At 71.5% G+C, this 12,717-nt stretch carries 14 protein-coding genes; 4 read left to right on the forward strand and 10 right to left on the reverse strand.

Features of this window, described 5'->3' with window-relative positions:
* Positions 1–60: 60 nt before the first annotated feature.
* From AB0937_RS00415 to AB0937_RS00435, 5 genes are all read right to left on the reverse strand, one after another.
* On the reverse strand, positions 61–411 hold the full coding sequence (locus tag AB0937_RS00415) for a MerR family transcriptional regulator (protein WP_366708718.1): 351 nt from the start codon (positions 409–411) through the stop codon (positions 61–63).
* A 456-nt stretch (positions 412–867) separates the two neighbouring features.
* Entirely contained in the window at positions 868–1,098 is a 231-nt protein-coding gene (locus AB0937_RS00420) for a CBS domain-containing protein (RefSeq protein ID WP_366708720.1), read from the reverse strand.
* 43 nt (positions 1,099–1,141) lie between these two features.
* Positions 1,142–2,614 carry a DEAD/DEAH box helicase gene (locus tag AB0937_RS00425; RefSeq protein ID WP_366708722.1) on the reverse strand — a complete coding sequence of 491 codons (1,473 nt, stop codon included), beginning with the start codon at positions 2,612–2,614 and terminating at the stop codon, positions 1,142–1,144.
* Positions 2,615–2,795: 181 nt separating this feature from the next.
* Entirely contained in the window at positions 2,796–2,999 is a 204-nt protein-coding gene (locus AB0937_RS00430) for a cold-shock protein (RefSeq protein ID WP_020119326.1), read from the reverse strand.
* A 468-nt stretch (positions 3,000–3,467) separates the two neighbouring features.
* Complete coding sequence (locus tag AB0937_RS00435) at positions 3,468–4,193, reverse strand: SDR family oxidoreductase (RefSeq protein ID WP_366708725.1); 726 nt, start codon at positions 4,191–4,193, stop codon at positions 3,468–3,470.
* Between the two features lie 103 nt (positions 4,194–4,296).
* On the opposite strand from AB0937_RS00435, the gene AB0937_RS00440 reads away from it, so the two are divergent.
* Positions 4,297–5,151, forward strand: coding sequence for a LysR family transcriptional regulator (locus tag AB0937_RS00440; protein WP_366708727.1), 855 nt, complete (start codon positions 4,297–4,299; stop codon positions 5,149–5,151).
* 180 nt (positions 5,152–5,331) lie between these two features.
* Positions 5,332–6,741: a phosphatase PAP2 family protein gene (locus tag AB0937_RS00445; RefSeq protein ID WP_366708729.1), complete on the forward strand. Its 1,410-nt coding sequence runs from the start codon at positions 5,332–5,334 to the stop codon at positions 6,739–6,741.
* 59 nt (positions 6,742–6,800) lie between these two features.
* On the opposite strand, the gene AB0937_RS00450 is transcribed toward AB0937_RS00445, so the two are convergent.
* From AB0937_RS00450 to AB0937_RS00470, 5 genes are read right to left on the reverse strand one after another with little or no spacing between them, the layout of a single operon-like run.
* Positions 6,801–6,992, reverse strand: coding sequence for a type II toxin-antitoxin system VapB family antitoxin (locus tag AB0937_RS00450; protein WP_366708731.1), 192 nt, complete (start codon positions 6,990–6,992; stop codon positions 6,801–6,803).
* Positions 6,989–7,396 (reverse strand): NUDIX domain-containing protein, encoded by a 408-nt coding sequence (locus AB0937_RS00455; protein WP_366708733.1) that lies wholly within the window; start codon positions 7,394–7,396, stop codon positions 6,989–6,991. The genes AB0937_RS00450 and AB0937_RS00455 overlap by 4 nt, the downstream gene beginning before the upstream one ends.
* A gap of 38 nt (positions 7,397–7,434) precedes the next feature.
* Positions 7,435–8,598, reverse strand: coding sequence for an HAD-IA family hydrolase (locus AB0937_RS00460; protein ID WP_366708735.1), 1,164 nt, complete (start codon positions 8,596–8,598; stop codon positions 7,435–7,437).
* Entirely contained in the window at positions 8,598–9,914 is a 1,317-nt protein-coding gene (locus AB0937_RS00465) for an aminotransferase class III-fold pyridoxal phosphate-dependent enzyme (RefSeq protein ID WP_366708737.1), read from the reverse strand. The genes AB0937_RS00460 and AB0937_RS00465 overlap by 1 nt, the downstream gene beginning before the upstream one ends.
* A complete protein-coding gene (locus AB0937_RS00470; RefSeq protein WP_366708739.1) occupies positions 9,911–10,753 on the reverse strand; it encodes a formyltransferase family protein in 843 nt (280 codons plus the stop codon). The genes AB0937_RS00465 and AB0937_RS00470 overlap by 4 nt, the downstream gene beginning before the upstream one ends.
* Positions 10,754–11,172: 419 nt before the next feature.
* Between AB0937_RS00470 and AB0937_RS00475 the strand changes: the two genes are divergently transcribed.
* The gene (locus AB0937_RS00475) at positions 11,173–11,772 is read left to right on the forward strand and encodes a LysE family translocator (protein WP_366708741.1); all 600 of its coding nucleotides are present in this window, start codon (positions 11,173–11,175) and stop codon (positions 11,770–11,772) included.
* 17 nt (positions 11,773–11,789) lie between these two features.
* On the forward strand, positions 11,790–12,707 hold the full coding sequence (locus AB0937_RS00480; protein ID WP_366708743.1) for a diiron oxygenase: 918 nt from the start codon (positions 11,790–11,792) through the stop codon (positions 12,705–12,707).
* The last annotated feature ends 10 nt before the right edge of the window (positions 12,708–12,717 follow it).

The following is a 12,717-nucleotide window of genomic DNA, read 5'->3' on the forward strand; positions in this document are numbered from 1 at the left end:
GGGGTGACGAGGAGCGGGTGAGGGCCGCGCTCGACTCGGGCGGTGATCGGCTGCGGGCGGTCAGCTCGGACCGGCGTCCGCGCCACCGGACGCTTCGCGCGCCGCGCGGCGGTACTCGGCGTTGATGCGCTGGGCTTCCTCGAGCTGGTCCTCGAGGATGACGATGCGGCAGGCGGCCTCGATCGGGGTTCCCCTGTCGACGAGCTCGCGGGCGCGGGCGGCGATCCGCAGCTGGTAGCGGGAGTACCGGCGGTGCCCGCCCTCCGAGCGCAGCGGCGTGATCAGGCGCGCCTCGCCGATGGCGCGCAGGAAGCCGGGAGTGGTACCGAGCATCTCTGCGGCCCGGCCCATGGTGTAGGCCGGGTAGTCGTCGTCGTCCAGACGATCGCTGAGCGGGGTATCTGCTGGCATGTCACCTCGTAGTGCAACGCGTCGAGGGGCCCTGGTGCCGTACGGCACCAGGGCCCCGAAGGAAATTGAACACCATCTGTCGGCCCTCATGCGGTGCCGACCTTCTGTTTCCGCTACCCGGCCCGGCTGCGGGAGGGGTGCGGGGATCGCGGCTGCGTGACCGGGGACCACCATCCAATCGGGGTCTTGCGGTACCCGGACCGAGAGCTGCCCGGCCGGGCGATCCTGATGGCGTCTGCTCCTCCGTCCTTCTTCCGGTTCTCGTCTGACCATGTCTACGAGAAGAAGACTAACCACGGCGAGCGGCAATGTCTACTCTGGCAAAGATAGATTTTTGAGTCCGGCCGAAAGAGGCATCCTCTGCCGTCCATCGCCCCGCGACACGCCGATGAGGGCCCTGCCGACGCGCGTCGGCAGGGCCCTCACGGGTTCTGGTGGCGGTGATCCGCCGGTGTCTCACTCCTCCGGGACGTCCCGGAGACGGACCCGGTCCGTGTAGACCGGCGTGTTCCGCAGCGCGGTGAGCCGGGCCAGGGTGACCAGGCCCGTGCTCTGGTCGTCCCCGTCGCAGAGGACGAGGTGGTCGACCTGAGCGCCGGCCATGAGGGACAGCGCCACCTCGACCGTCATGTCGTCACGGATCAAAGGGGCGTGGGCGGCGGGGTGCTGCGTCCGGACCGGCGTCATGGGGTCTCCTGCCGAGGGGGGAATGTTCTGGTGGGTCCGGGACCTACGCGGCCGAGCCGGATCCGGTGCGCCGCTGTGCCCTGGGCCGCGCCGCCTCACCGGCGGGGCGGCGCCTCCGACGGCCGCGGGACGCAGCGGACGAGCCGCGGGGGCGTTCCGCGGACGGCGCGGGGATGACGACCGGGACGCCGGAAGGAGCCTGGGCGCCCGTGATGCGGTTCAGCTCCGCCTCGCCGGAACGCACCTGGGCGATCCGGGGCGTGATGCCCGCCGACGACATCAGCCGGCTCATCCCGCGACGCTGGCCCGGGGTCACCAGGGTGACCACGCTGCCGGACTCGCCGGCGCGCGCCGTGCGGCCGCCGCGGTGCAGATAGTCCTTGTGGTCGACGGGCGGATCCACATTGACGACCAGGTCGAGGTTGTCGACGTGGATGCCGCGCGCCGCGACGTTCGTCGCCACCAGGACCGTCACGTCCCCCTTCTTGAACTGGGTGAGGGTCCGGGTGCGCTGGGGCTGGGACTTGCCGCCGTGCAGGGCCGCGGCACGCACACCGCTGCTCAACAGGTGCTGGGTCAGCCGGTCCACCGCGTGCTTGGTGTCGAGAAACATGATCACCCGGCCGTCCCGCGCCGCGATCTCGGTGGTGGTCCGGTGCTTGTCGGCGTCGTGCACATGGAGGACGTGGTGCTCCATCGTGGTGACCGCACCCGCGGACGGGTCGACGGAGTGCACCACCGGGTCGTGCAGGTAGGTGCGGACCAGCCGGTCGACGTTGCGGTCCAGGGTGGCCGAGAACAGCATCCGCTGCCCGCCCGGCCGCACCTGGTCGAGCAAGGCGGTGACCTGCGGCATGAACCCCATGTCGGCCATCTGGTCGGCCTCGTCCAGGACGGTGACGCCGACCTGGTCCAGACGGCAGTCGCCCCGGTCGATGAGGTCCTTGAGGCGGCCGGGCGTGGCGACGACGATCTCGGCGCCGGTGCGCAGCGCGTTCGCCTGCCGGCCGATCGGCATGCCGCCGACCACCGTGGCGAGCCGCAGGCTCACGGAGCGGGCGTAGGGGGCGAGCGCGTCGGTGACCTGCTGGGCGAGCTCGCGGGTGGGCACCAGGACCAGGGCGAGCGGCTGCCGCGGCTCGGCGCGCCGCCCCGCCGTACGGGCGAGCACGGCGAGGCCGAAGGCCAGGGTCTTGCCAGAGCCGGTGCGGCCACGGCCGAGCACGTCACGACCGGCCAGGGAATTCGGCAGGGTCGCGCCCTGGATGGGGAACGGCGCGGTCACACCTTCGTGGCCGAGTGTGGCCAGCAGCCCCGCGGGCATGGCGAGATCGGCGAACGACTCGACGGCGGGCAGCGGGGGCGTGACGGTCTTCGGCAGGGCGAACTCGCCTTGCGGAGCCCGGCGGTTTCCGTAGCTCTGGGAACGGCGCGGACCACCGGACCGGCGGTTGCCGCCATCGCCGCCGCCTCCGGGGAAACGGTCACGGGTACGGGATGTGTGGGCACGCTTCATGCGGGACCTTCCTTGACGGGCGCGTGGCAAGGAAATCCCGCAGCAGTTGAACGGCGCAGGGAGAATCTCGAGACGAGCCGAAGTCGATGCGGCCGGGTCGGGCCGTCGGGAAAAAAGCGAGCCGGGGCCCGCACCCCTTCAGGTGCGGGCCCCGGCTGCGGAATATGCGCGAGCGCCGATGTCAGGCGGGCACGATGTTCTCGGCCGTCGGGCCCTTCTGGCCCTGCGCGATGTCGAACGACACCTTCTGGCCCTCGAGCAGCTCGCGAAAGCCCTGGGCGGCGATGTTCGAGTAGTGGGCGAAGACGTCAGCGCCGCCGCCGTCCTGCTCGATGAAGCCGAAGCCCTTTTCAGAGTTGAACCACTTCACGGTACCGGTAGCCATTTTGTTTCTCCTTCGGAGGCGGTTTCAGGAATTCACACCGTGCGAATTCCGTGTCGCCGTGATGATTACCCCGTAGGAAATGAACCTTCTGGCAACCACACCTGCAACTGACATCGACAGTAGCACGGGGGGTTCGGCCGAGTGTCGTACGGAAATTCCGGTCCGTCGGATGATCGAAGAATAGTCTTCGGGCCCCGCTCCTATTTCTCATTTTGCGGGCACAGATATTGCCCTTCGCGGGCGCGGACCTTCCTGTCGCGCCCCCGTGTGCCGGCCCTGTGACCTCCGGCGACGGGAGATGCGCCGCTGCCGTCGCCGTCGCCGGGCGGCGGGGTGGCGGGCCCGCCGGAACGCCTCTGTCGCGACGAAGGTCACATCACCCGTTGGGCCGTATCCCGGGCCGTGCCCTACGGAACATGTCGCCGATCGGACCAGGCGAGCGCACCCGGGAGAGAGACGGGTGAGGGGCTACCACGGCACCTCGCCCTCGTCGTCGAAGAAGCCGCCGGTCGGTCCGTCGTCGGGCAGCGTCGCCAGCCGGATCGCGACCGCGGCGCCCTGCTCCGGGGTGCGGACGCCGCGAAACCCGTTGAGGTCGGTCGCGCAGTAGCCGGGGCAGGCCGCGTTGATGAGGATGTTCGTGCCCTCCAGCTCCTTGGCGTACTGGACGGTGACGGCGTTGAGGAACGTCTTGGAGGGCGTGTAGGCGGCGGCGATCGGGCCCGTGTCGCTGCCGGGCGTGGTCTGCCGGGTCAGTGACCCCACGCCGCTGGACATGTTCACGATCCGCGGGGACGACGAGCGGCGCAGCAACGGCAGCATGGCGTTGGTGACGCGGATGACGCCGATCACGTTGGTCTCCACGACGGTCCGCACCGTCGCCGGGTCGACCGAGGTGGGCATCTGCGGCACGGCGCCCGTGATCCCCGCGTTGTTGACCAGTACGTCGAGGCGTCCCGCGCTGTCCCCGAGCAGTGCGGCGGCGCCCGCCACGCTCGCGTCGTCGGTCACGTCGAGCGGCACGCCGAACGCGTCGACGCCGGCCGCCCGCAGTTTCGCCACGGCGGTCTCGCGCCGCTCCCGGTCCCGGGCGCCGACCCCGACCCGCCACCCGAGGGCTCCCAGGCCGGCCGCGATCTCGTATCCGATTCCCTTGTTCGCGCCGGTCACCAGCGCGATCGTCTGTTCGCTCATGCGGTCGATCCTGTCCGGGGCCGGTGCGGTGCGGCCAACACCGATCGGGTGGGCGGCGATACCGCACGGGTATCGGCCCAGCTCGCGGCAGTACCATCGCGGCGTGGAGACAAGGGAGTTGCGGTACTTCGTCGCCGTCGCCGAGGAGCTGCACTTCGGGAGGGCCGCGCAGCGGCTCGGGATCGCGCAGCCTCCGCTGTCCCGGGCGATCGGGCAGCTCGAACGGCGCCTGGGGGCCACGCTGCTGGAGCGCGGCAGCCGCGCGGTCACCCTGACGGAGGCCGGGGCGGTGCTGCTGCGGGAGGCCCGCGCGGCGCTGGCGGCCGTCGAGGCCGCCGAACGCCGCACCCGCCGGGCCGCTCTCGCCCCCGCGGGCCAGGCCGGCGTGGTCCTCGCCACGAAGGCCGGCGCGTCCAGCGAGCTGCTGGCGAAACTGCTCGACGCCTACGCCGCCGAGCCCGACGCGGTCACCGTCGATCTGCTCCTGTGCGGCATGGGCGAGCAGGGCCCGATGCTGCGCGACGGCCGGGCCGACGTGGCGCTGCTGCACCTGCCGTTCGACACCACGTCAGGTCTCGACACCGAAGAGCTCTGCACGGAGGAGCAGGTCGCGATCCTCCCGGCCGGCCACCCCCTCACCGACCGGCCCCGGTTGCGCACGGCCGACGTCACCGGTCTGCCTGGCCTGCCCATGCCGCGCTGGCCCGGGCCCGACGGCACCTACCCGGCCGGTCCCGGCCCCGAGGCCCGTGACCACGCCCAGCTGCTCCAGCTGATCGCCCTCGGCCGTGCCTGCTGGATCGCACCGGAGTCCTGCCGGTCCCAGCTGCGCGAGGGCCTCGCCGCGGTGCCCGTACAGGACGCGCCGACGGTCACGACCGTGATCGCCTGGCCGCCCCACAGCCGTTCCCGGGGAGTCGCGGGGCTGGTCCGCACGGCGGTGCGGGTGAGTGCGTGAGAGGGACGGCGCCGCGTGGCGGACGTGGCCGGACGACAGGGTCGCCGCGCCGCATCACTCCGTTAGCATGTTCGAACTCGCGGTGGTCCCGCCATCGCTCACCATCGACCCAGCCATTCGGATGAATCGGCCAAAAGATTGATATCCAGGGCATCGCGGGTGTTTTCCCGACTAAGTGGCATGACCGCGGGGGGCGCGTCTCGCCACCGGCGTGCGGCGCTGTGGGGCACGGCGGGCGTGGTGGCCCTCGCCTTCCTCGTCGCTCTGGAGATCGCCGCCCGCGGCCACGGCGAGCCCGGGCCGCTCACCACCCAGGTGGAGGCCCTCGTCTTCGCCCCCAAGCCGGGGCCGCTGTACGGCGGTCTGGCGTTGATGATGGTGGTGCTCACCTGGCGGCAGCGGTTCATCGCGGCCGGCGCCGCGCTCGGGATCGACGCCGTCCTCCTGCTGGTGCGCTGGGCGGCCGGCGCCGAGGCGGCCGAGGGCCACTCCCTGGGCACCGGTGCGTTGTGGGTGATGCTCGGGTTCGGCGTCGTCGCCGTCACGCGCCGCAGCGGCGCCGAACGCGTCCTGCTGCTGAAGGGCGTCGGCCTGGGTCTGCTGCTGGTGGCCGCCCGCAAGACCGGCGACACCTGGCTGTTCATCACGGCGAAGACCCGTCCGACCGTGCTCGACCAGTACGTCGCGACCGCCGACCACGCGCTGGGCAACCCGTCGTGGCTGGCGGGCCGGATCGTGGAGGCCACCGCCCCGTTCAGCACCCACCTGCTCCAGCTGGTCTACGGCCAGCTCGCGGTGGCCGCGGTCGTCGTCGCCCTCTACCAGCTGCGCGACGTGGCGGCCGAGCGCCGCTTCCCGAGCCATCACCTGGTGCGCACCTTTCTGGTGATCGGCCTTCTCGGGCCGGGCATCTACATGCTCTTCCCGGTGGTCGGACCGGTCTTCGCCTACGGCCCGGGCGCCTCGGGCACCGGCGGTGTGCAGTGGGCGGCGGCGAACCTGTGGCCGCACACGCCGCTGCCGGTCGGTGTCCCGGAGCCGATGACGTACGACGGGATCACGCCGCGCAACTGCATGCCCAGCCTGCACACGGCGTGGGCCGTCGCGATCTTCGTCCACACCCGCCGGGCCCCGCGGCTCCTGCGGTTCGCGGGCACGTTCTGGCTGGTCGTCACACTCGCCGCGACCTTGGGATTCGGCTACCACTACGGCGTGGACCTCGTCGCCGGGGTGGTCTTCGCCCTCACCATCGAGGCCGCACTCCGCGCGCACGACCGGGGCTGGGACCGGGCGGGCTTCCGGCTGGTCGCCTACGGCACGACGCTGTTCGCCGCGCTCCTGGTGTCGTACCGCTACCTGCCGATGCGCATGGCCGCCGTCCCGGAGGTCTCCGGGCCTCTCCTCCTCCTGGCGATGGCGTCGGTGATCTACGGCTACGTACGGGTCACCGCCCGCTGGGCACCCACCCCGGCCCCGCCGTCCCCCACCGCCCTCACCCCGACCGTCCCCGCCCAGGCCCCCGCCGAGACACTGGGCGACCACGAGGACCCGGAAACGGACACCGAGCGAAGGGACGCGGTCCCGGGGTGACCCTTGGCGCACCAGACCTACGGTGCCTCATCCGGTGTCGATCAGTAACTGCGCGGCGTTCATCGACGGTAGTTGCCCTTGTCCTCGAGGAGCTCAAGGTCGAAGGCGCCCTCGGACGACGCCGCCCGCAGGCGGGTGAGCGCCAGAGCGCGTCGCCGGTTCCCCGGCATCCCGTGCAAAGCGGTGTTCAGCGTCTCCTTCTTGGTGCTGGTCCCGAGGGTCCTGGTCCCGTCCGGAAGTGTCGCGGTCACGCGAGCCGGCCCGCCGCGTGGAGTGCGTCGAAGGCCAGCCCGTCGATGGCCGAGACGCGGGCGCGGTCGGTGTAGCGGAACCAGGCCTTCTCGGCGATCTCCCGTGAGGGGGTCAGCCGGCCGTGGTGGTCGGCGGTGTAGCAGATCATTCTGAAGGGGTCGTGATCCGGATGGCCCTCGCCGATCTCGAACGTGCCGAAGTGGGCCATGGAACCGGGGTCGATCGCCGCCCGCAGTTCCTCGTCGATCTCCCGCACCAGCGTCTCGCGGTCGGACTCGCCGGGCTCACGGTGACCGCCGGGGAGGTAGAAACGGTCTCTGCCGTGACTGCGCGTCACCAGCACCAGAGCGTCCCGGACCAGGACCCACGCCACCTTCTCCGGCACACCGTCGCCTTCGGCCATGGCGGGACCGTACCGGAGGGCTGCCTGCGCAGGTGCCCTCACTCGGGGATTTTCAGCCCCAACTCCACTGCCAGCCCCGCGGTGTCGTGGACCACGCGGGTCGCGGCGGACAGGCGGCCGGCCGGGGTCAGGGCCGCGTAGCCGATGCTGGTCATGCCCGCGGCCTTCGCGGCGTCGACTCCGGGCACGCTGTCCTCGACCACCACCGCGTGGGCGGGGTCGACTCCCATCCGGACCGCCGCGTGCAGGAAGAGATCCGGCGCCGGCTTGCCCCGGGTGACGTCGTCCGCGCAGTACACCCGGCCCTCGAAGAAGGACGCCAGCCCCGTGACGCGCAGGCCGAGGGCGAGCCGGTCCCGGGGCGAACTCGACGCGACGCAGAACGGGGTGCCGCGCAGAGACAGGGCCCGCAGGACCTCCGCCATGCCGGCGACCGGACGCAGGTCCCGCTCGAAGGCCTCGATCAGCCGGGCCCGGTAGTGCCCGGTGAACCCCGTCGGCAGCTCCCGCCCGGTCTCGGCCCTGAGCATGGCCCGGACGCGGTCCAGGGTGCCGCCCATGTAGCGGCGCACGCTGTCCTCGTACGAGGTGGGGAACCCGGCCTCCGTGAGCAGCGCCGCCAGCACGCGGTTGGCGATCGGCTCGGAGTCGACGAGCACGCCGTCGTTGTCGAAGATCACCAGATCCGCGTCGGCCGGGTCCCGCAGCGGTCGCGGCGCGGGTGCCGTCCCCGCCGCCCAGGTGGGGTACGGACGGCCGTGCAGGCAAGCGTTGTCGTACCGCAGGTCGGTGGTGACCTCCTCGGTGACCCACTCGGGCAGGTCGACCACGTCCGCCGCGTCCTCGGCATCCAGCTCCGCCAGCACCAGACCGGCGTTGGAGCCGTAGAACTCGTCCACGGTCCAGCCGTCGAAGCGCCCGCCCAGATAGTGCCGCTTCTTCTGCACCAACGGCTGCGGACACAGCCGCGCGAGGATCTCCTCGGCGTCCGCCAGCGGCACCGGGTACTCGAACTCGGCCCGGCGCGCCCCGTCGCGGGGGCCCTTGACGGTGAGGACCGCCTCGGCGCCGTCGGTGATCCGCACTCGCACCGCGCGCCCGGGTTCGGCGGACATGTACCCCTGGCGGACCTCCCGGGTCCGCACCACCGTCTCGCGCCAGCCGCGGCCGACGAGGAACTTCCGCTCCGTCTCCACCCCCATCAGGCGATGCCGTTCAGCGCCGTCTCGAAGACCTCCGCGAAGAAGTCCAGTTCGCGCTCCCCGATGACGAGCGGGGGGTGCACGTTGATGACGTCCGGCGCCATACCGGTCGTCGCGACGAGGACACCGGCGTCCGGGTGCCCGGACCGGAACAGGTGCCGCATCCGGCCGGCGTGCGGTCCGGTGAGGACGATACGCGCGGTGCCGCCCATCGCGTCCACACCCCGTACGAGGTCCGGATGCCGCGCGGCGACCTCGGTGAGCCGGCCGCGCATGGCCTCCTCCAGCCGCAGGACGTCCTTGTCGACCGTCGTCCACCGCTCCCAGCGGTCCAGCACCGTGTCCACGACGGCGAGGGCGCTCGGGATGCCGATGTACGTGGAGGAGTGGCTGCCGGGCCGGTACCGCTCGGGGCTGCCGAGCGGCTCGCGGGACCACACCATGCTCAGCGCCGCACCGCCGTTGGCCAGACCCTTGCTGGTGACGACGATGTCCGGGGTCACCCCGGAGCGCTGGAACCCCCAGCGCGGCCCCACCCGGTGCATACCGGTGAAGATCTCGTCCGCGATGACCACCGCCCCCTGCTCCCGGGCGTGATCCACGGCGGCGCGCAGCAGTTCGTGGTCGGGTTCCACCATGCCGCCCACGTTCTGGACGGACTCGAAGACGAACGCCGACACCTTCCGGCCGAAGTCCCGCCCCCCGACGCCGCTCAGCTCGGATCCCCACCGGGTGACGGCCTCACGGCAGCCCGGCCCGCAGCCGGCTCCCGCCACGGCGTGCGGGCACCGCTGCGAGTCCGGGCTCGGGAGCCGGACCACCTCCAGCCCCCACGCGGCGAGCAACTCCCGGTAGCGCGGGCTGGAACTGAGCATGCTGGTCACGCCGGAGCGGCCGTGGAAGGCGCCCTCGAAGACGACGATCGTGCCCGGGCCGTTCGCGGCGAAGGCGATGCGCAGGGCCGTCTCCATGGCCTGCGCTCCGCCGAGGTCCAGCTCCACCCGGCCGGGCGTGCCCAGCACGTCGGACACGAGCGGTTCCAGCCGGGAGAGCACCTTGAGCCGCAGCTCCGACTCGGCGAAGGAGGGCAGGGCGGGCAGCTGTTCGCAGCGCCGCATCGCCTCCTGCAGCAGGGTGGCGTCGTAGCCGAAGGCGACGGTGCCGTTGGCGGCCTCCGCGTCGAGGTACCGGCGCCCGTCGTGCGCGGTCAGCCAGCTGCCCGAGCCGGAGACGAAACGGGGGACGTCGGGTTCGCGGTAGACCAGGTTGCCCGCCCCGGCGTAGGAGGGGATGCGCTCGTCGGCGAGGTCGGTCATGTCTGGGTCTCTCCGGTCAGTCGCCGTCCGCCGAGCTCGGTCGGCTCTCCGTCCACCACCACGACCCGGCTGCCGTCGCGGTGTTGCTGGTCCGACAGGGCGAGCCGCCCCGCCGCGAACGCCTCCACCGACCACCGCAGACACGGCCGGTCGCTGAGGCTCTTCTGCTTCATCTCCTGCGTCTGGGCGTCCTCGGCGGTCGGCCGTCGTCCCTCGACGGGCACCTCCGGCCCCATCGCGAGGATCGCGCCGCCGTCCCGGGTGCCGTCCACGAGGAAGCAGGAGGTGCGGGTCGTCTCGCGGCCCGCCGCCATCGCGAGCCGGACGGGGTCCTTGCCCGTGAACCGCCGGTGGCCCTTTTCGTCCAGGACCGACAGGTCGGCCGGGTGCTGGTTGATCATGCGCCCCCGGTAGCGTTCGAGCAGCCGGCCGTCGATCCAGCGGTGGTAGGCGAGGACGACCAGGTCCAGCTCGCCGTTGTCCCTCTCCCAGTCGGAGATCCGTCCGTCCAGCGCGTCGTGCCACTGCCGGGCCCGGTCCCGGTAGGCCTCGCGGCCGGCCCGGCCGACGGCGGCCGACGCCGTTCCGCAGACGCGGTCGAAGTCGCCCGGCCACGCCTCGACCCCGGCCTGCCGTGCCACGTCCAGGGCCTTGACCCGCTCCGCGTGCGAGGCGACGAGGCAGACCCGGAACTCCTCGGGCCGTGTCCGTTGCAGGTCCAGCAGCGTGGTGAGATTGGCGCCGGTGGCGGAGACCAGGACGCCGATGCGCAGCGGCCCGGACGCCGAACGACGGGCCAGGGGCGTCAGGGTGGCGCCGGCCGGAGTGGGTGCGGACAAGAGCACTCCGTCTCTGTTCTCTCGGGCCCCGAAGACGTTCGCGGCGGTTGCGACATGACTCGCTCCACTGTGGGAGCCCGCCGGCCGACCCGTCCACGGCAGGTGCGGCTCATCTCCCTGCACTGCAGGGAGATGATGGCCGCGGGGCTGGAGTTGTTGAACGGTGATAGGTGATGCTCGAAACCGGGCTACCGAGCCTGTACTACCCGGAAATCCCGTACCAACTCGCAATCCCAGAAAGCAGGAGACCGAAAATGTCCTCGCTCATTCGTGACATGTTCTCTCTCGAGCGTTGCGGGCAGGCGCCCGACATTCGTTGGGACTGATTTCTCTCCCGGCCTGCCTGCTGAATTCGGCCTACCTGGCAGTGGATCCCATTGATTGACATTTCAGGGTACGTGGCAGTTGCAGGTCTCTTGGTGATCATTCCTGGAGCCGACACCCTCGTCGTGGTGCGCAACACGCTGAGCGGTGACTTCAGGAGCGCGGTCCGCACCACCGTCGGTGTGTGCGCGGGGCTGGTCGCCTGGGCCCTGATGTCGTCCATCGGGCTCGCGACCGCCCTGGCCGCGTCGCCGACGCTGTTCAACCTGCTCAGAGCCGCCGGGGCCGCGTATCTGGTGTATCTGGGCGGGCAGGCGCTCGTGGCGGCACGCCGGACCGGGACACCGGACGCGGCCCGTCAGACCGGGCGGGAAGAGGTGCCCGCGCGCTCGGGAAGGGACTGGCGCCAAGGCGCCCTGACCAGTCTGGGAAACCCGAAGGTCGGTGTCTTCTACACCTCCCTGCTGCCGCAGTTCATTCCGGCGGACGGGTCGTCCCTTTCCTCCTCGCTGCTGCTGGCGGCCATTCACGTCGCCCTGAGTTTCCTCTCCCTGCTCGCGTACGCGGCGATCGTCGCCCGCATGGGAGACGTGTTCCGCAAGGACGGATGGCGCCGCGTCCTGGAGACGGTCGCGGGGGCGGCCCTGGTCGCCGTCGGACTGTGGCTGATGGTCTCCGCGGTCACGGGAATCTAGACATCGGGAGAACTGAGATGAAGTCGCCGCTGGACGGCTGGTACGACAAGGCCGGGGTGCGGACCGACCCGCGGCGGGTCATGGCACGGGAACTGGAGGAGGGTAAGACCCTCTTCCCGCACACGCTGATCCCGTACCTGGACCATCCCCTCGTGGCCGCCCTGGAGCCCGCGGAGCGGTACCGGATCACCGCACGTCACCTGTACCAGTACATGCAGTTCACGATGCACTTCGAGACGAGTGTGGTGAACCGGGCGGCCGAGCGCATCGCGAACGGCACATCGGGCCTGCCGCTGCCGGCGGCGACGCGGCTGGACGCGTACAAGATCTACTGCGACGAGGCCTACCACGCCCTGTACAGCCTGGACGTGGTGGAGCAGGTGAGCGATGCCACCGGTGTCGCGGTGCCCGACTACGACTTCGCCCCGTTCCTCGACCGTCTCGACGGCCTCGGGGCCGCGGTCCTGCCCGGTGAGACGATTCTCGTCCAGCTGCTCCAGGTGGTCGTCTTCGAGACGCTGGTCACCTCGATCCTGAAGGACATCCCCAAGGATCAGACGGTGGTCGGCACCGTGCGGGAGGTCGTGCGGGACCACGCCCAGGACGAGGGACGCCACCACGCGTACTTCGCGGCGTTCTTCAAGGAGCTCTGGCACGACCTGAGCCCCGCCCTGCGGGAGCGGGCCTCGCGCTGCCTGCCGGAACTGGTCAGCCGCAGCCTCACGCCCGACCTGGTGCCGGTGCGCGGCTCCCTCCGGCTGGCGGGACTGGACGAGGCGGCGGTGAGCGAGGTCCTCGCCGACGTCTACGCCCCGGACAAGACCCGGGACGGCATCCGGGCCAGTGCCCGGCACACCTTTCAACTGTTCGAATCCGTAGGCGTGTTGGACGTGCCGGGTGCACGGGACTCCTTCATGTCCGCCGGGTTGCTCTGACGACGGACAC

The sequence above is a fragment of the Streptomyces sp. NPDC047880 genome, assembly GCF_040706515.1.
In the GTDB taxonomy this organism is placed as follows: Bacteria; Actinomycetota; Actinomycetes; order Streptomycetales; family Streptomycetaceae; genus Streptomyces.